The organism is Frondihabitans sp. VKM Ac-2883 (assembly GCF_015350875.1).
Taxonomy (GTDB): Bacteria; Actinomycetota; Actinomycetes; order Actinomycetales; family Microbacteriaceae; genus Frondihabitans.
Genome location: NZ_JADKSF010000007.1, coordinates 16,818 through 33,665, shown reverse-complemented (window position 1 = coordinate 33,665; position 16,848 = coordinate 16,818). Strand labels below are relative to the sequence as shown.

At 67.5% G+C, this 16,848-nt stretch carries 17 protein-coding genes; 15 read left to right on the top strand and 2 right to left on the bottom strand.

What is annotated here, in order from left to right:
* Nucleotides 1-5 precede the first annotated feature (5 nt).
* The 10 genes from ITJ49_RS13180 (at nucleotide 6) to ITJ49_RS13135 (ending at nucleotide 7,555) form a co-directional block, all read left to right on the top strand.
* On the top strand, nucleotides 6-1,127 hold the full coding sequence (locus ITJ49_RS13180) for a polyprenyl synthetase family protein (RefSeq protein WP_228514479.1): 1,122 nt from the start codon (nucleotides 6-8) through the stop codon (nucleotides 1,125-1,127).
* Nucleotides 1,124-1,999, top strand: a complete 876-nt coding sequence (locus ITJ49_RS13175) for a phytoene/squalene synthase family protein (RefSeq protein ID WP_194606039.1) — start codon at nucleotides 1,124-1,126, stop codon at nucleotides 1,997-1,999. Before ITJ49_RS13180 ends, ITJ49_RS13175 begins: the two co-directional genes overlap by 4 nt.
* Complete coding sequence (crtI, locus tag ITJ49_RS13170) at nucleotides 1,996-3,696, top strand: phytoene desaturase family protein (RefSeq protein WP_194606037.1); 1,701 nt, start codon at nucleotides 1,996-1,998, stop codon at nucleotides 3,694-3,696. The genes ITJ49_RS13175 and crtI overlap by 4 nt, the downstream gene beginning before the upstream one ends.
* Complete coding sequence (locus ITJ49_RS13165) at nucleotides 3,696-4,064, top strand: lycopene cyclase domain-containing protein (protein ID WP_194606035.1); 369 nt, start codon at nucleotides 3,696-3,698, stop codon at nucleotides 4,062-4,064. Before crtI ends, ITJ49_RS13165 begins: the two co-directional genes overlap by 1 nt.
* Nucleotides 4,061-4,402 (top strand): lycopene cyclase domain-containing protein, encoded by a 342-nt coding sequence (locus ITJ49_RS13160; protein ID WP_194606033.1) that lies wholly within the window; start codon nucleotides 4,061-4,063, stop codon nucleotides 4,400-4,402. The genes ITJ49_RS13165 and ITJ49_RS13160 overlap by 4 nt, the downstream gene beginning before the upstream one ends.
* The gene (locus tag ITJ49_RS13155) at nucleotides 4,399-5,376 is read left to right on the top strand and encodes a prenyltransferase (RefSeq protein ID WP_370544512.1); all 978 of its coding nucleotides are present in this window, start codon (nucleotides 4,399-4,401) and stop codon (nucleotides 5,374-5,376) included. The genes ITJ49_RS13160 and ITJ49_RS13155 overlap by 4 nt, the downstream gene beginning before the upstream one ends.
* 78 nt (nucleotides 5,377-5,454) lie before the next feature.
* On the top strand, nucleotides 5,455-5,724 hold the full coding sequence (locus ITJ49_RS13150; protein WP_084816065.1) for a hypothetical protein: 270 nt from the start codon (nucleotides 5,455-5,457) through the stop codon (nucleotides 5,722-5,724).
* A gap of 8 nt (nucleotides 5,725-5,732) precedes the next feature.
* A complete protein-coding gene (locus tag ITJ49_RS13145; RefSeq protein WP_055961238.1) occupies nucleotides 5,733-6,125 on the top strand; it encodes a phage holin family protein in 393 nt (130 codons plus the stop codon).
* Nucleotides 6,122-6,400, top strand: a complete 279-nt coding sequence (locus ITJ49_RS13140; RefSeq protein ID WP_055961236.1) for a DUF3618 domain-containing protein — start codon at nucleotides 6,122-6,124, stop codon at nucleotides 6,398-6,400. The genes ITJ49_RS13145 and ITJ49_RS13140 overlap by 4 nt, the downstream gene beginning before the upstream one ends.
* A gap of 30 nt (nucleotides 6,401-6,430) precedes the next feature.
* Complete coding sequence (locus tag ITJ49_RS13135) at nucleotides 6,431-7,555, top strand: YhjD/YihY/BrkB family envelope integrity protein (RefSeq protein WP_370544511.1); 1,125 nt, start codon at nucleotides 6,431-6,433, stop codon at nucleotides 7,553-7,555.
* A gap of 21 nt (nucleotides 7,556-7,576) precedes the next feature.
* Here ITJ49_RS13135 and ITJ49_RS13130 read toward each other — a convergent pair whose 3' ends face one another.
* On the bottom strand, nucleotides 7,577-8,374 hold the full coding sequence (locus ITJ49_RS13130) for an isocitrate lyase/phosphoenolpyruvate mutase family protein (protein WP_194606031.1): 798 nt from the start codon (nucleotides 8,372-8,374) through the stop codon (nucleotides 7,577-7,579).
* Nucleotides 8,375-8,643: 269 nt separating this feature from the next.
* On the opposite strand from ITJ49_RS13130, the gene ITJ49_RS13125 reads away from it, so the two are divergent.
* Nucleotides 8,644-9,822 carry a LacI family DNA-binding transcriptional regulator gene (locus ITJ49_RS13125; RefSeq protein ID WP_194606029.1) on the top strand — a complete coding sequence of 393 codons (1,179 nt, stop codon included), beginning with the start codon at nucleotides 8,644-8,646 and terminating at the stop codon, nucleotides 9,820-9,822.
* A 180-nt stretch (nucleotides 9,823-10,002) separates the two neighbouring features.
* Here ITJ49_RS13125 and ITJ49_RS13120 read toward each other — a convergent pair whose 3' ends face one another.
* The gene (locus ITJ49_RS13120; RefSeq protein WP_194606027.1) at nucleotides 10,003-11,295 is read right to left on the bottom strand and encodes a GNAT family N-acetyltransferase; all 1,293 of its coding nucleotides are present in this window, start codon (nucleotides 11,293-11,295) and stop codon (nucleotides 10,003-10,005) included.
* A gap of 202 nt (nucleotides 11,296-11,497) precedes the next feature.
* Between ITJ49_RS13120 and ITJ49_RS13115 the strand changes: the two genes are divergently transcribed.
* From ITJ49_RS13115 to ITJ49_RS13100, 4 genes are read left to right on the top strand one after another with little or no spacing between them, the layout of a single operon-like run.
* Nucleotides 11,498-13,165 carry an ABC transporter substrate-binding protein gene (locus ITJ49_RS13115; RefSeq protein ID WP_194606248.1) on the top strand — a complete coding sequence of 556 codons (1,668 nt, stop codon included), beginning with the start codon at nucleotides 11,498-11,500 and terminating at the stop codon, nucleotides 13,163-13,165.
* Nucleotides 13,162-14,142: an ABC transporter permease gene (locus ITJ49_RS13110; RefSeq protein ID WP_194606025.1), complete on the top strand. Its 981-nt coding sequence runs from the start codon at nucleotides 13,162-13,164 to the stop codon at nucleotides 14,140-14,142. Before ITJ49_RS13115 ends, ITJ49_RS13110 begins: the two co-directional genes overlap by 4 nt.
* Before the next feature lie 10 nt (nucleotides 14,143-14,152).
* On the top strand, nucleotides 14,153-15,091 hold the full coding sequence (locus ITJ49_RS13105; RefSeq protein WP_194606023.1) for an ABC transporter permease: 939 nt from the start codon (nucleotides 14,153-14,155) through the stop codon (nucleotides 15,089-15,091).
* A complete protein-coding gene (locus ITJ49_RS13100) occupies nucleotides 15,088-16,827 on the top strand; it encodes an ABC transporter ATP-binding protein (RefSeq protein WP_194606020.1) in 1,740 nt (579 codons plus the stop codon). The genes ITJ49_RS13105 and ITJ49_RS13100 overlap by 4 nt, the downstream gene beginning before the upstream one ends.
* Nucleotides 16,828-16,848: the final 21 nt, after the last annotated feature.

Below are 16,848 nucleotides of genomic sequence, written 5' to 3'. Positions count from 1 at the left end.
CCCTAATGGACGGTGATCACCTGCTCGCAGAGATGCGAGATAGGCCTATGGACGGTGGGGCGTCCTCTGACACTACGGCGTCAACCCTCTCGACGACCGAGCGGGTCGACGGCGTGCTCGGCGATTTCTTCGCCGAGGGCAAGCGACGCGCCTCTCTTCTCGGAGCCCGTTACGTCGACCTCTGGAACGTGCTCGAGCGCAATTCGATCGGCGGCAAGCGGTTCCGGCCGCGCATGGTCGTGGCCGCCTACGAAGGTCTCGGCGGCAGAGACGAAGACGCCTGCGCTGCAGTAGGCGCCGCTTTTGAGCTGCTGCACACCGCGCTCATCGTCCACGACGACGTGATCGACCGCGACTTCTCTCGCCGCGGCATCCCCAACGTCTCCGGCAGCTACCGCGACACGGCGACGACGGCCGGTTTCTCCACTCCGGCCGCCGAGCACCGCGGCATGAGCGCCGGGGTCATCGCCGGCGACCTCGCTCTCACCGGTGCGAGCCGCCTCCTCCTCGCCGTGACGTGCGAGGCCGACGTCAGGGCGAGACTCCTCGACGTGCTCGACGACGCCATATTCGCCAGCGCCGGCGGTGAACTGCTCGATGTCGAGCTGAGCCTCGCTCCCGAGATGCCGACTGTCGCCGAGATCCTCGAGATGGAGCGCGCGAAGACTGCCGTCTACTCGTTCGAGGCCCCGCTCATGGCCGGGGCGATCCTCGCCGGAGCCGACGACGCCATCGTCGACGCTCTCGAGGCGTTCGGTCGCGAGGTCGGCATCGCCTACCAGATCGTCGACGATCTCCTCGGGGTCTACGGGGTCGAAGAAGAGACCGGCAAGACCACCCTCGGCGACCTCCGCGAGGGCAAGCGCACGGTGCTCATCGCGCACGCCGCGACCACAGACGAGTGGTTCGCCATTCGCCCGTTTATCGGCAAGGCCGACCTCACCCGCGAGGAGGCCGAGCACGTGCGCGGCCGCCTCGACTCCTGCGGGTCGCGGGCCCTGGCCGAGCGACTCATCGACGAGCACGCCGACCGCGCGCTCGCCGTGCTCGACAACGAGGTCATCTCGAACGACCTCCGCGACGTGCTCCGCCCCATCGTCGACACCGTGCTCGAACGGACTCGATGACTCGCCTGGCCCTTTACGACCGCGTCGCCCACGAGGCGTCGGCCGATGTCATCCGCAGCTACTCGACGTCGTTCGGGCTGGCATCGCGCCTGCTCGGTGCCGAGGTGCGGTCGCACGTCGAGAACATCTATGCGCTGGTGCGAGTGGCCGACGAGATCGTCGACGGCCCGGCGGCCGAGGCGGGTAATGATGCTGAGGCGTGCGCCCGGATCCTCGATGCCTTCGAAGCCGAGACCGAGCAGGCGATCCAACTCGGATTCAGCGCCAACCTCGTCGTGCACGCGTTCGCGGCGACCGCCCGCGAGACCGGCTTCGGCGCCGAGCTGACCGCGCCGTTCTTCACGTCGATGCGCAACGACCTCGAGCAGTCCGAGCACGATGCGGAGTCGTTCGACACCTACGTGTACGGGTCGGCCGAGGTGGTCGGCCTGATGTGCCTGCGGGCGTTCGTGCAGGGCCGGTCGTACGACGAAGTCACCAGCGAGCGGCTCGTTCGCGGCGCGCGGGCTCTCGGCGCCGCCTTTCAGAAGGTCAATTTCTTGCGCGACCTCTCCGACGACTTCGAGACCCTCGGCCGCAGCTATTTTCCGGGCGTCGACCCGACGTCGTTCACCGATGCCGAGCGCGACCGCCTCGTGGCTGACATCGACGACGACCTCCGGGTGTCGGGCGAGATCATCCCGCTGCTGCCGAATTCGTCGCGTCGCGCCGTGGCCCTCGCCCACGGTCTCTTCGCCGAGCTCAATCGACGCCTGGCAGTGACGCCGGCGTCTGAGCTGATGCACACGCGGATCCGGGTGCCGAACCCGGTCAAACTGCGGATCGCCGCGGCCTCGGCGGCGGGCCGCATCACGACAGTGGGAGCCCGATGAGTACCGAGTCCGGTCTGAGCTCGAAAAAGGGTCTGAGCTCGAAAAACGGCCAGAGCCCCAAGAACGGCCAGGGCCCCAAGAAGGGCCAGAGCGTCGTCATCATCGGCGGCGGCATCTCGGGTCTGGCGTCGGCCGGGCTACTCGCCCGCGACGGCTACGACGTCACGATCCTCGAGAAGTCAGACCAGGTCGGCGGGCGCGCCTCGTCGTGGCAGGCCGATGGATTCCGCTTCGACATGGGCCCGAGTTGGTACCTCATGCCCGAGGTGTTCGACCACTTCTTCCGCCTGATGGGCACGACCGCCGAGGCAGAACTCGACCTCCGCGCCCTCGACCCGGGCTACCGCGTCTACTTCGAGGGCGAGCGCGAGCCGATAGACATCCCGCTCGGCCTCGAGAAGAATGTCGACCTGTTCGACCGCATCGAGCCCGGTGCCGGCGCCCGCATGCGCGACTATCTCGCCTCCAGCCGCGACACGTACGACATTGCCAAGCGCCGCTTTCTCTACACGTCGTTCCGCACCCTGCTGCCGCTGCTGCGCCGTGACGTGCTGACGCGGCTGCCCAAGCTCGCGCGGCTGCTGCTGCAGAATCTCGACTCGTTCGTAGGTCGCACCGTCTCGGATCCTCGTCTTCGGCAGATCCTCGGCTACCCGGCCGTCTTCTTGGGCTCCTCGCCCTTCGAGACTCCGAGCATGTACCACCTCATGTCGACGCTCGACCTCGACGACGGCGTGCAGTACCCGATGGGCGGTATCAGCGCCGTCATCGGCAGCATCGAGCGGCTCGCCCGTGACGCCGGCGTGACCATCGTCACCGAGGCGACAGCGACAAGGATCCGAACCAGCGGCGGCCTCCACCCCCGAGCCACCGGTGTCGAGTGGTCTGATGCGAGCGGCACGACGCACCTCGTCCGCGCCGACCTCGTGGTCTCCGCCGCCGATCTCCACCACACCGAGACGAAGCTCCTCCCCGCGAAGCTGCAGACGTACGGCGAGTCGTACTGGGCCGAGAAAAACCCCGGGCCGAGCGCTCTGCTGCTGTATCTGGGTGTCGAGGGCGAAATCCCCGAGCTCGAGCACCACACGCTGCTGTTCTCCCGCGACTGGCACGACAACTTCGGCCGCATCTTCGGTGAGCCGAAGAGCATTCCCGAGCCGCCGTCGTTCTACGTCTGCAAGCCGTCGGTCGTCGACCCGGCCACCGCGCCGGAGGGGCAGACGAACCTCTTCGTACTGGTGCCTCTGCCAGCGCAGCCCGAGCTCGGGCTGGGGTCGATGCCGGGTGCCGCTGGCTCTGAAGGCGCTGCCGATGGTGCTGCCGTCGGTGTCGGCAATTCAGGCCCGGGGCAGCTCGAGCGTCTCGGCGATGCCGTCATTCAGCAGATCGCCGACTGGGCGGGTGTCCCCGACCTGAATTCTCGAATCGTGCTCCGCCGCAGCCGTGGCCCGCAGGACTTCGTCGACGACTACAACTCGTGGTCGGGCAGCATGCTCGGGCCAGCTCACACGCTGGCGCAGAGCGCGATGTTCCGTGCCGGAAACCAGTCGAAGAAGGTCCGTGGCCTGCACTACGTGGGCGGATCCGTGCGGCCCGGTATCGGCCTCCCGATGTGCCTGATCAGCGCCGAGGTGCTGCTGAAGAACCTCCGGGGCGACACCAGCACCGAGCCTCTGCCCGAGCCTCACCTGCCCTGATGCCGGTTCTCTACCTCCTCGGCCTGCTCGTCGCCCTCACCGGGATGGTCGTGCTCGACCGACGGTTCACACTGTTCTTCTGGCGAGACGCACGCCGTGCCGCCATCGTGCTCGTCGCCGGAATCGTCTTCTTCCTGGTCTGGGATCTCTTCGGAATCGGCCTCGGCGTCTTCTTCCGCGGCGAGACCAGCTTCATGACCGGCATTGAAATCGCCCGTGAGCTGCCGGTCGAGGAACTCTTTTTCTTGACGCTGCTCTGTTACCTGACGATGAACCTGGCCGCCGGCGTGCCGCTGATCACCCGGGCGCTGCGTGCCCGGAGCGACGGGGCGCGAGCTGGCTCCGCGGTTCTCGAGGAGCGTCCGTGACCTACTGGGGCCTGAACGTTCCGTTCCTCGCAGTCGCGGCCGTGACCGGCATCGCCGCTCTCCTCGTGCGGCGTCGTCGTCGTGCTCCTCGAGCCAGCCTCGCCACCGCCGCCCTCGTCGCCGGAATCCTGCTCGTCATGACCGCCGTTTTCGACAACGTCATGATCGGCATCGGCCTCGTCGGGTATGACGAGGCCAAGATCAGCGGAGTCTTCGTCGGCATCGCGCCCCTCGAAGACTTCGCCTACGCGGTGGCGGCGCTGGTGCTGCTGCCGTCGCTGTGGGTGCTGCTCGAACGACGCCCGGCCCCGAATCAAAACGAGAGGCCCTCCCGGTGAAAACCCTTCGCGCGCTCTTCGCGGTCTCGCGACCGCTGAGCTGGATCAACACCGCGTTCCCGTTCGCCGCCGCGTACATCCTCGGATCGGCGGGCACTCCGGGGCTCGCCGCCGGTCGCGGCAGCGACTGGACCATCGGCTTCGCCGACGGCGCCCTCAACACGGGCGACCTGCTCAAGGTCACCGACTTCGACTTCGCGAGGGTCGACTGGCTGATCGCGGTCGTCGGGATCCTCTATTTCTTGATTCCCTACAACCTCGCCATGTACGGCATCAACGACGTCTTCGACTACGAGAGCGACCTGCGCAATCCGCGCAAGGGCGGCGTCGAGGGGGCGATGCTCGGCCGCAGCTTCCACAGTGCGATCCTGCGGGCCGTCGTGCTCACGAACGTGCCGTTCCTGGTGTTCCTGATCGCGGTCGGCAGCCCGCTGAGCTGGCTGGTGCTCGCGGTGAGCATCTTCGCGGTGATTGCTTATTCGCTGGGCGGCCTCCGCTTCAAAGAGCGGCCCTTCCTCGACTCGCTGACGTCGAGCACCCACTTCACCAGCCCGGCCGTCTACGGGCTGGTGCTCGCCGGCGCGACGTTCACCCCGCAGCTGTACGCCCTGCTCGGCGCTTTCTTCCTGTGGGGCATTGCGAGCCACGCGTTCGGGGCCGTGCAAGACGTCGTCGCCGACCGCGAGGGCGGCATCGCGTCGATCGCCACAGTGATCGGCGCGCGCGCGACCGTGCGGTTCTCGTTCGTCGCCTACGCGCTCGGTGGTGTCTTGATGCTCCTGACTCGCTGGCCCGGACCCCTTGCGGCGCTTCTCGTGGTGCCGTACCTGGTGACGGTGGCGCCCTGGTGGTCGGTGCCCGATGACCGCGCCGAGGAGGCGAACCGTGGCTGGCGCCGGTTCTTGGCGATCAACTTCGTCTGCGGGTTCGTCACGACGATGCTGTTGATCTGGTGGGTCGTGCTCGGCGGCTGATGGCGGATCTGGCCGCTCGCCCCTCGTACGTGGCACCGTAGGATCCTACGAACCGAACAACCCCAGAAGGAGAACCCCATGAAAGGCAAGATCCTGTTTGTCGCCGGCCTCGCCGCGGGCTACGTAGTGGGTGCCCGCGCGGGTCGCCAGTCGTACGAGAAGATCAAGAACCGCGCCGACCAGGTCTGGAACGACCCGAACGTTCAGCGTGGCGTGACCAAGGCCGAAGACTTCGTGGCCGAGAAGGCCCCGATCGTTGGCAAGAAGATCCAGGAGACGGCCTCCGATGCCGCTCACGCCGCCACCGAGAAGGTCAAGTCGGCCACCTCGAAGAACGACACCCCGTAAGGCCGCAGATGTCTGACTCCTCTGAGCGTCGTTCGCTCGGCAGCCTGTTTTCGTCGTTGCCCGATCTGATCTCGCGCCTCATCCGAGGCGAGATCCGTCTGGTGCGCGCCGAACTGACGGCGAAACTGAAAGCCGCAGGAGTCGGCATCGGCATCCTCGCCGCCGCGGCCCTCTTCGGGTTCCTCCTTCTGGAGGTCTTGATCGCCGCGGCGGTTCTCGCCACCGCGACCGTCTTCCCGGCCTGGCTCGCCGCACTTCTGATCGCGGCGGGGCTTCTGATCATCACCGCGATCCTCGCACTGGTGGGTATTCGCGCGCTCAAGCGTGGCGTGCCTCCCGTGCCGACCGAGACCGTCGCGAGCCTCAAGAGCGACGTGAATGCACTGAAGGGCACGAAATGACCCCCGCAGCGAAGGATCCCTCGGGGCCCGGCACCGAAGACGAGTCGCCGAAGACTGTTCCCGGCATCGCCGACGAGGTTGCCCGAACTCGTGACGAGTTCGCCGCGACCCTCGACGAGATCGAAGATCGCCTCAACCCGAAGGCCAACATCCGGCGGGCCAAGAGCAAGGTGACGAACGACCCCAAGGTGTTGGCGGTTGCTGCCGCCGGTGCTGCCGGTCTGGCCGCCGTCGTCACCGGTATTGCCAAGCTCGCCGCGCGCTCGCGCCGCTAACCGCCCCCCCCCTTTTTCTCGGAGACCACCGTGGCCCAGAGCTCTGCGTCCCTCAAAGACACCCCTCCCGTCGAGGATGACGCCAAACCCGACACCCTGCCCGAGATCACCAAGCGGACCTGGGTGTACACGTTCAAGAAGACCATTCGCGAGTTTTCGCGCGACCAGTGCACTGACCTGGCCGCGGCACTGACCTACTTCGCTGTGCAGGCTCTCTTCCCCGCCCTGCTCGCGATCGTGTCGATCCTCGGTCTCTTCGGCCAAGCCGGCAACACCACCGACCAGGTCCTCGCCCTCGTGAAGCAGTTGGGCGGTGGCGACGTCGCAAAAACCATCAGCGGCCCGGTCGAGGCGTTGGCGAACTCCGACGCGGCCGGCATCACCTTCGTCGTGGGTGTGCTGGGCGCCATCTGGTCGGCGTCGGGCTACGTCGGCGCGTTCGGCCGGGCCCTGAACCGCATCTACAGCCGCGACGAGGGTCGTCCGATCTGGAAGCTGCGTCCCACCAACCTGCTCGTGACCATCGTGGCCGTCGTGCTCATCGTGGTCGCGGGGCTGATCCTCGTTCTCTCGGGCGATATCGCCCGCACGGTCGGCGATTTCATCGGCCTGGGCGATGCGGCCGTCACCGTCTGGCTCATCGTCAAGTGGCCGGTGCTCGCCGTCATCGTCGTGGTCGTGGTCGCCGTGCTCTACTACTTCGCCCCGAACGTGAAGCAGCCGAAGTTCCGCTGGATGAGCATGGGGGCGTTCCTCGCCATCTTCATCTGGCTGCTCGCCTCGGTGGGCTTCGCGTTCTACGTCGCGAACTTCTCGAGCTACAACAAGACGTACGGCGCCCTCGGTGGTGTAATCATCTTCCTGCTCTGGCTCTGGATCACGAACATCGCGCTGCTGTTCGGCGCCGAGTTCGACGCCGAGGTCGAGCGGGGGCGCGAGCTCCAGGCCGGAATCAAGGCCGAGGAGGAGATCCAGCTTCCGCCGCGCGACACGCGTCAGATCGAGAAAAAGGAAGAGAAGCACGCTAAAGACGTCGAAGAGGCGGTCGAGGTGCGCGAGGCGGCCGAGGAGTGGCGGGAGAACGAAGAGGCGAACCGTCGAGAAGACGACCGCAAGCCGAAGAATCCCGCCGACAACCCGGCCGACTTCGTCTAGACCGGGTCGTCGACGGGGCGCTCAGAAGGCGAACCCGAGCTCGGCCGGGTAATCGCCCTTCGCGGTCAATGTCGTGGCGGCGTCGCGCAGGTGCGACAGGGTGAGGCCCATCACCGTCGGGCCGAAGCTGACCCGCGAGATGCCGAGCTCGGCGAGACGAGCCAGGGGCACCTGCGAGGGGTTCGCGATGACCGACACCTTGCCGTGGATGGCGGCGAGGGCACGCTCGACGGTCTCCTCGGTCGAGAGCCCGAGCACGAACGCCACGTCGGCCCCGGCGTCGAGGTAGGCGTTGGCGCGGGTCATCGCGTCGTCCCAGAGCGACGGGTCACCGGCGAGGGCGTCGACGCGCGCGTTGATGACGATGGGCACGCCGGCACGGTCACCGGCCGCTCGCGCCGCGGCGATCTTGGAGACCTGGGTGTCGATGTCGTAGAGCTCGGCCTTGCTCCGGCCGATCGAGTCTTCGAGGTTGAGGCCGGCGGCGCCGGCCTCGATCAGCCGCCAGACGTTGTCGCGAGTGCCGGCTGCATCGGAGGCATAAGCCTTCTCGAAGTCGACTGACACCGGCAGATCAACCGATCGGATGATCAACCGCGCGGCAGCGAGAGCCTCGTCGACGTCGAGCCCCTCGCCGTCTTCGACCTCGTGCGCCTCGCTGATGGAGTGGCTCGCCGTGGCGAGTGCCTTGACACCGTCGGCCCCCGCGACGATGCGGGCGGTGATGCTGTCCCACACGTTGGTCACGATGAGCGGGTCGCCGGGGATGTGGAGGGAGCGGAGGAGCTCGGCCTTCTCGGCCGTGGACTGGATCGACATGGCACCAGCCAACCAGTCCTGGCCCGGAGGCGCCAGCGCTAGCTCGATGCGCCTAGCGTCGCCCGGCCTCCCCTGCCGCCCCTCTGCAACGCCGCCCCTCTGCAAATTGGAAGGAGATTTCGGCACCGCACCCCGTCGGATCCTTGATTCTGCGTGCGGCCCGGCCGTTTTCTCCTTCGAATTTGCACGCGACCCGCCGCAAACCCCCGCCGACCCGACGAATTACACTGGGAGCACGGCCTTTGGCCCAGCGATCACGGGGGAGTGCAATGCAGAAGGTTCCCACCGTCTACGACGTCGCCGATCACGCCGGGGTGTCGATCGCCACGGTCTCGCGCGTCCTTCGTCGGCCCGACGCCGTCCGGCCCGAGACGCGAGCGCGAGTGCTGTCGTCCGTGCGCGACCTCGGCTACGTGCCGAGCGGTTCAGCGCGGGGCCTGGCCGGACGGCGAACCGGGGTTCTCGGCCTCTTCCTCCCGGGCCACGACGGCCTCGACGAGACCGCGCCGCCCGCCCACACCGGAGACGAAGCCGGGGCAGACGCCGCCGCCGCGGACGCGGCTACCGCAACTACAGCCGACGCAGCTACCGCCGACGCAGGTGCCAGCGGCACCGCGGCAACGCCCCTCATCGACGATCGCGACGACCGCGCGGCCCCGGCCCCGTCCGGCCTCTACTTCGACGAGGTTCTGCGTGGAGCCGAGATCGAGGCGTGGCGCCACGGGTTCGCTCTCATGGTGGCCGCCGGTCGCGGTTCCAGTCGCGAGGTGATGGTGAACGACATCGCGGGCCGCGTCGATGGGCTGGCAGTGCTGTCGCAGACGGTTCCGGCCGATCTCGTCTCGCACGTGGCACGTCGGATCCCTGTCGTCTTAGTCGCCGACTCGCGCCCGGGCGACGACATCGATCACGTCGGTGTCGACAACCTCGGGGGCATGCGTGCTCTGGCCCGGCACGTTATCGCGTCGCACTCCGTCCGTTCTCTGGTCTACGTCTCCGGCCCCGCCGATTCGCCCGACGAGGCCGATCGCCGCGCGGGTCTGGACGAGGGCCTCCGCGAGGGCGCCTTCGCGGGCAATCTTCGCGTCGTCCCTGGCACGTTCGGTCGCGACCGGGGCCGCGAGGTGGCGACGGAGCTCCTGGTCGGCGGTCGAGTTCCGGACGCCGTAATGTGCGCCAACGATCAGACGGCGCTGGGCGTCCTCGACGTGTTCGCGGCTGAGGGGGTCGATGTGCCGGGCCGAGTGCTGGTCACCGGCTTCGACGGGATCGAGGCGGGCCGGTTCTCCAGGCCCCGCCTCACGACGGTCCGTCAGCCCATGGCCGAGCTCGGGCGCGCCGCCGTGCGAGCCATCGTCGACCGGCTGGCCGCCCCCGAGCGGGAGCCTCAGCGCGTCACGCTTCCCGTCGAGGTGCTTCTGCGCGAGAGTTGCCCGCCGGCCCCCTAGCTCGCCGTACCCGTTGCAAATTCGAAGGAGATTTGCGCACCGCACCCCGCCGGATCCTTCATTTTGTGCTCGCCCGCGGCAGTTTTTCCTTCAAATTTGCAACCACCCCGGCAAACGGCCTGCAGCAGCCCCGGCAACGCCCCGCCCCGCCCGCCGCAACCGCGCCGCAGGCGCAAACCCCTAGAAGTCGGTCATCCCGTGCACCGGCCGGTCCGCCGCGAACAGTCGCGTCGCGAGCCCCAGCGCGCCCGCGGTGTGCTCGACCACGAGTCCCGCTTCGGCCAGCACCGTCACGGCCACGCCGCCGAGGTAGAGCGTTGCCAGCGTCGCGGCGTCGAGCTCGAGGTCGGCCGGTTCGCTCTCGCCGACGCGCACCGCATGCCCGGCTCCGTCGGATGCCTCGAGCCGGAACGTCCCGTCGGCGTGCCCGAGCTTGTCGTGCACCTTCAGGGTGAGGGTTCCGTCGATCGGGTAGGGGCGGGCCGAGAGGGCGGCGGGAGCATCGAGGATCCGCAGCCACACGTGATCGTGCTCGCTCTCGGTCTCGAGAGAGCGGCTCGATGCCAGCGCGTGCAGCAGCGGTCCTTCGACGGGCGCCTTGCGCCAGCGGACCAGGTCGACGAGGTCGACGGATCCGAGGAAGTCCCAGAGTGCGAGGAACGCGGCCGAGTCGGCGGCCACGAGGTCGGCGATCGTGAGCACCGACTTGCCGGCCTCCTCTTTCACCGAGTAGACGACATAGCCGTCGGGTTCTCCACCTGCGGCGGGCACGTGGATCGCGGCGCGGGCGTGCTCGTCGGGCTTGCCGGTGCCGTAGTCGAGTCCGTTGTAGAGATTGGCGTACTGCCCTTGCCGGTCGACCGAGCCGGGCGTCGTCTCGTGGAAGCGCGCGAAGACTCGGGGCCCGACGGCCGCGATAGCGGTGGCGGGGGCGAGCTCGACGCGTCCGGTGGGCTGCGAGAGCAGGGCGAACGGCGTCTCGCGATGCAGCACGACCGTGCGCTTGCGGGTCGCGGGCCCGAAGCCGAAGCGGCGGTAGATGGTGGATTCGCTGGCGGTCAGTGCCGCGAGTGCGTGGCCGGCGGCTGCTGCCGCTGCCAGGCGCTCGGTCATCAGGTGACGGAGCATGCCGCGACGCCGGTGGGTAGGCCTGACCGTGACGTCTGAGATCAGGTAGGTGTCGACGAGGCGGCCGCCGCCCACATTGACGGTCTTCGTGTAGCCGGTGTACGTCGCGACAGGCCAGGTCTCGTCGAGGGTGCCGGGCAGCGGGTGCCTGTTGTAGACGCCGGTGAAGGCGCGGCCGTCGTCGATCGCGCCGATCGCCGATTCGCGGATGTTGTCGGCGCTCGAGTTCTCGTGGAATCCGATGCGAGTCGCACCGAGCCAGCCCGCTGTGGCGGCGTCGGGCACGCCGTCGTCGAGGGCTGGGGTGAAGGTGCGGACGGTGTAGTCATCGTCGAAGGAGGCCATCGTTCCAGCGTAGTCACCCGAATTCGAAGGAAAAACGCCCAGCCCCGAACGAGAAATCAAGGATCCGCCGCCCCCGCCTCCACGGATCTCCTTCAAATTCGGCAGGCGGCCCTTGCGTGCAGTGAATGTATGCGCTTACACTCGGGCACAGTTGAACCGACGGAGATGTCGAAGACGACCGCACAGAAAGCACGTGGCAAAGATGCACACGAACACCCCGAAACGCCGGCGCCGCCTCACGGCGGTCATCGCCGCACTCGCGACCTCGGCCCTCGTCCTCACCGGCTGCAGCATCGACATCAAGAGCGCGCCCGACCCGAGCCTCGGCGCCGACACCCTCTTGATCGCGGCCGACACGGGCAGCCCGTCGATGCAGCGGGTCTTCAACCCGTACCTGCCCAACACCCGCATCGGCAGCTGGAACATGTTCGAGCCGCTCGCGATCCTCAACGACCTCACGGGCGAAGACGTGCCGTGGCTCGCATCGAAGACGACCATTCCCGATCCGCAGACCGTCGTCTTCACGATCCGCCAGGGTGTCAAGTGGTCTGACGGCCAGGCCTTCACGCCCGCCGACGTCGCATTCACCTTCGACCTCCTGAAGAAGAACCCGAGCCTCGACCTCAAGGGCGCGTGGCAGTACATGAAGAGCGTCGAGGTAAAGGGCGACGACGTCGTGGTGCACCTCAACGGCGACGATGTGCCGGCCGCGCAGGTCATCGAGCAGACGCAGATCGTGCCCGAGCACATCTGGTCGAAGGTGAAAGACCCGACGACCTTCACCAACCCCGATCCGGTCGGCACCGGCCCGTACACCCTCGGCAACTTCACGCCGCAGGAGTACGCGATGGACAAAAACGAGCTCTACTGGCAGGCCGACAAGGTCGAGGCCGAGCACCTCGTCTACCCGGCGAGCAACACGCAGCTCGACGTGGTGACGAAGGGCTACGACTGGGGCTTCTCGTTCATCACCGACGTCAAGGGCACGTGGGAGAAGGCGAATCCCTCGAACACCTACTGGTTCCCGCCGGGAGGCACGATCAGCCTGTTCCCGAACCTGACCGAGAAGCCGTTCAACGACGTGAACTTCCGGAAGGGCCTCAGCTACGCCCTCGACCGCAAGGCCGTCGGCGACGCAGCCGCCGAGGGCTACATGGAGCAGGCCGGCCAGACCGGCATGCTGCTTCCCAACCAGGACGCCCTGCTCAACCCCGCGATCCCCGACAAGGGCCTCATCACCCAGAACGACAAGACCGCGGCGAGCTACTTCGGCAAAGCCGGCTACACGACCAAGAACGGCAAACTCGTAGGATCCGACGGAAAGCCGCTCACCATCACGATCACGACGGCCAACGGGTATACCGACTGGCTCCGTGCCGTGCAGTCGATCACCAAGCAGTGGGCCGCGATCGGCATCACAGTCAAGGTCGCTCAGCCTCAACCGGCGGCGTATCAACTCGCCCTCCGCAACGGCGACTTCCAGCTCGCCATGGGCTCGGTCGGTGGCACCGGATCGGTGTACCAAGACTTCGCCAACAACCTGTCGAGCGAGTTCTACGCGCCGATCGGCAAGCAGGCATCGGGCAACTTCGGCCGCTACAAGAGCTCGGAGGTCGACGCTCTTCTGACCCGGTTCAAGTCGACCACCGACGAGCAGGAGCAGAAGGAGCTGGGGTACCAGCTGCAGCAGATCTACTACGACGAGCTGCCCTCGATCGGGCTGTACTACGGCGGATCCTGGGGTCTCTTCTCCACCCAGAAGTTCACCGGCTGGCCCAGCGCGAAAGACCCGTACACCAGCCCGAAGACGTACGTGTCGACGGCGCTGTTGATCCTCACCCACCTGAAGAAGTCGGAGGCGACCAAGTGAAGTACGCACTCCGCAAGGTCGGCCTGCTGATCCTCACCCTGTGGGCGGCCATCACGCTGAACTTCTTCCTGCCGCGGCTCATGCCGGGCTCTCCGACCGATGCCGCGATCGCCAAGCTGTCGCAGAACGGCCCGGTCACGGCGGCGACGCGCAAGGCGATCGAGATCCAGCTCGGTGTGCCCGACGGCAACGTCCTCGAGCAGTACTTCCAGTACCTCAAGCAGGTCGTGACGCTGCAGTTCGGCATCAGCTACACCTTCTATCCGCAGCCGGTCGCCGAGCTCGTCAGCCAGGCGCTGCCGTACACCCTGATCCTGGTCGGGCTCGTGACGATCGTCGCCTTCGTCTGCGGCACGCTCCTCGGCGTGCTGGCGGCGTGGAAGCGCGGCACCTGGCTCGACACCCTGCCGACTCTCGGCGGCTCGTTCGCCAGCGCGTTCCCGTACTTCTGGACGGCCCTGCTGCTCCTCTTCTTCCTCGGCTACGTCTTCAAGATCTTCCCGACGTCGGGCGCCTACGGGGTGACGAACACCCCGGGCCTCAACGCGGCGTTCCTGGGCTCGGCCGCCGTCCACGCGGTGCTTCCCGCGTTGACGATCCTGATCACGTCGCTGGGCGGCTGGATCCTGGGCATGCGCAACACGATGATCTCGACCCTCGGCGACGACTACGTCACCTTCGCCGAGGCCAACGGCCTGAAGCCCCGCACGGTGGCGCTCCGCTACGCGGCCCGCAACGCGATCCTGCCGAACCTCACCAGCTTCGGGCTCGCCCTCGGTGGCGTCGTCGGCGGCTCCGTGCTGGTCGAGACCGTCTTCGGCTATCCCGGCATCGGCTACCTGCTGCTCAAGGCCGTGACCAACCAGGACTACCCGCTCATGCAGGCCCTGTTCTTGATGATCACGGTGAGCGTGCTGCTCGCCAACTTCCTCGTCGACATCCTGTACGGCGTCCTCGACCCGCGAACCAGAAAGTAGAGGTGCGACGATGACGACGACACCGCTGAACCCGAGCGCCGAGACCGTTCCGGTCGACGATACGCTGCTGGCCGCCCCCGGCCCCTGGCAGGTGATCACGCGTGTGGCCTCGACCATCTGGTCGAATACCAAGGCCCGCATCGGCGTGATCATCCTCCTGCTCTTCGTGGTGGTGGCGATCTTCGCCCCGCTGCTCGCTCCCTACGACCCGAGCGCGACCACCTTCGCTCGCAGCCAGGACGCGGGTGCCGCCCACTGGCTCGGAACGACCGCGGCCGGCGAAGACGTGCTGAGTCAGCTCATCCAGGGCGCCCGAATCAGCGTTTTCGTGGGATTCGTGGCAGGCCTGCTCTCGACCGCCATCGCCGTGCTCATCGGCCTCAGCTGGGGCTACGTGAAGGGCTGGGGAGCCGACGTCATCAACTTCGTCGTCAACCTGTTCCTGGTCGTGCCCGGGCTGCCGCTCATGATCGTGATCGCCGCCTACCTGCAGAACGGCGGCATCGGCATGATCATCCTGGTGGTCGTGATCACCGGATGGGCCTGGGGTGCGCGCGTGCTGCGCAGCCAGACGCAGTCGCTCCGCGGTCGCGACTTCGTGACGGCGGCCGTGTTCAGCGGCGAACGCCCGGCTCGCATCGTCTTCCGCGAGATCCTCCCCAACATGACCTCGCTCATCGTCGGCAACTTCTTCGGCGCCGCGACGAGCGCGATCCTCGCCGAGGCCGGCCTCGAGTTCTTGGGGCTCGGCGACCCGTCGACGGTCAGCTGGGGAACGATGCTCTTCTGGGCACAGAACTCCAACGCCCTCCTCACCGGTCAGTGGGCGCTCCTATTCGCCCCGGGTCTCTGCATCGCTCTGCTTGCGACGAGTCTCACCCTCATCAACTTCGGCGTCGACGGCCTCAGCAACCCGCGACTCCGCGAATCGCGAAAGGCCGCGAAATGAGCACCGAAGCCCCCGGTCCCGCCGCCCCCTCAGACGCGCTCCTGTCGGTCCGCGACCTCAGCGTCGTCTACGAGCCCGCCGGTGCCGACCCGACGTTCGCCGTCGAGAACGTGTCGTTCGATCTCCGGCGCGGCGAATTCGTCGGGCTGGTCGGTGAATCAGGATCCGGCAAATCGACCCTGGGGTTCGCGCTGACCCGCCTGTCCAAGCCCCCGGCTCGGATCAGCCACGGCCGGATCCTCTTCGACGGTCGCGACATAGCCTCGATCGACTCCGAGGCCCTGCGTGAGCAGCGGCAGGGCGGTTTCGCGATGGTGCTGCAGTCGGGCATGAACGCGCTCAACCCGGTGCGATCGATCCGCAACCACTTTTTCGACGTCTTCAAGGCGCACGGGCACGTGCCGCACGACCGTCGCGAGCAGCGCGCCCGCGACCTGATCGGCAAGGTCGAGCTGCCCGCGGCGACGCTCGACCGCTTTCCGGGCGAGCTCTCGGGAGGCATGCGTCAGCGCGTGTCCATCGCCCTGGCTCTCTCGCTCGAGCCGCAGCTAATGGTCTTCGACGAGCCGACGACGGCCCTTGACGTGCTCGTGCAGCACGCGGTGATGAACACGATCCGCGACCTGCAGAAGTCCGAGGGCTTCACCGCCGTGCTGATCAGCCACGATCTCGGCATCGTGCTGGAGGCCACCGAGCGAGTGCTGGTGATGCACGAGGGGGTCATCGTCGAAGACGGTCCGTCGTCTCAGATACTCAGCAACCCCTCGGCCGACTACACGCGGATGCTGCTCAGCCACTACGCCGACCCTCGCGCCGAAATCGTCTCCCTCCCGGGCTTCGAAGACCGCTCGATCCGCCGAGACCAGGGTGTCAGCCGCAGCGCACTCGTGTCGCCCGAGCACGCGCCGACCGTCGTGACGAGGTCGATCAGCACCGCGCAGGAGTCGATCGTCGTGAAGGGCGTCTCCAAGACCTACCCGCCGCCCCGCCGCGGCGAGCAGCCGGTCCTGGCGGTGCGCGACGTCTCGTTCACACTGGAGCCCGGCCAGTCGCTCGCGCTCGTCGGCCAGTCGGGATCGGGTAAGTCGACGATCGCCAAGATGATCACCGGCGTCGAGAAGCCCTCTGAGGGGAGCATCTTGTTCGGCGGCCTCGACGTGGCCAAGCTCCGCCGCGGCCAGCTGCGCGACCTTCACAGCAACGTGCAGATGGTCTTCCAAGACCCGTACGCCGCGCTCAACCCGCTGCACACCATCGAGTACACGCTGATGCGCCCCGTGGTGAACTTCACCGGGCTGAAGGGCGACGACGCTCGGCATCGCGTCCGCGAGCTGCTCGACACCGTCGGGCTCACGCCGGTCGAACAGTTCGCCGCGAAGCTGCCGCACGAGCTCTCGGGCGGTCAGCGCCAGCGCGTCGTCATCGCTCGTGCCCTCGCCTCCGACCCCCAGGTGATCATCGCCGACGAGCCGGTCTCGATGCTCGACGTGTCGCTCCGCGCCGGCGTGCTCGCGCTGCTCGAAGACCTCCGCGAGAAGTGGGGCGTCAGCCTGCTCTACATCACGCACGACCTGCTCAGCGCGAGGCTCATCACCGACAACATCATGGTGCTGCACGACGGCGCCGTGGTCGAGCGCGGCGAGACCGCCGAAGTGCTGCAGCGACCGACCGACGCGTACACGGTCGCGCTGCTGGACGCCGTGCCGAACCCGGCGCGAGCGCACGGGACCACGTGACCCTGTCGGATCCTCGTCTTC

Excerpts from the sequence above, each read along its gene's own strand:
- ITJ49_RS13130 (WP_194606031.1), bottom strand. The coding sequence starts at position 8,374 with ATGTCGATCCAGTCCACGGCCGAGAAGGCCGAGCTCCTCCGCTCCCTC.
- ITJ49_RS13125 (WP_194606029.1), top strand. The coding sequence starts at position 8,644 with ATGCAGAAGGTTCCCACCGTCTACGACGTCGCCGATCACGCCGGGGTG.
- ITJ49_RS13140 (WP_055961236.1), top strand. The coding sequence starts at position 6,122 with ATGACCCCCGCAGCGAAGGATCCCTCGGGGCCCGGCACCGAAGACGAG.
- ITJ49_RS13120 (WP_194606027.1), bottom strand. The coding sequence starts at position 11,295 with ATGGCCTCCTTCGACGATGACTACACCGTCCGCACCTTCACCCCAGCC.
- ITJ49_RS13165 (WP_194606035.1), top strand. The coding sequence starts at position 3,696 with ATGCCGGTTCTCTACCTCCTCGGCCTGCTCGTCGCCCTCACCGGGATG.
- ITJ49_RS13150 (WP_084816065.1), top strand. The coding sequence starts at position 5,455 with ATGAAAGGCAAGATCCTGTTTGTCGCCGGCCTCGCCGCGGGCTACGTA.
- ITJ49_RS13180 (WP_228514479.1), top strand. The coding sequence starts at position 6 with ATGGACGGTGATCACCTGCTCGCAGAGATGCGAGATAGGCCTATGGAC.
- ITJ49_RS13145 (WP_055961238.1), top strand. The coding sequence starts at position 5,733 with ATGTCTGACTCCTCTGAGCGTCGTTCGCTCGGCAGCCTGTTTTCGTCG.
- ITJ49_RS13100 (WP_194606020.1), top strand. The coding sequence starts at position 15,088 with ATGAGCACCGAAGCCCCCGGTCCCGCCGCCCCCTCAGACGCGCTCCTG.
- ITJ49_RS13105 (WP_194606023.1), top strand. The coding sequence starts at position 14,153 with ATGACGACGACACCGCTGAACCCGAGCGCCGAGACCGTTCCGGTCGAC.
- ITJ49_RS13115 (WP_194606248.1), top strand. The coding sequence starts at position 11,498 with ATGCACACGAACACCCCGAAACGCCGGCGCCGCCTCACGGCGGTCATC.
- crtI (WP_194606037.1), top strand. The coding sequence starts at position 1,996 with ATGAGTACCGAGTCCGGTCTGAGCTCGAAAAAGGGTCTGAGCTCGAAA.
- ITJ49_RS13175 (WP_194606039.1), top strand. The coding sequence starts at position 1,124 with ATGACTCGCCTGGCCCTTTACGACCGCGTCGCCCACGAGGCGTCGGCC.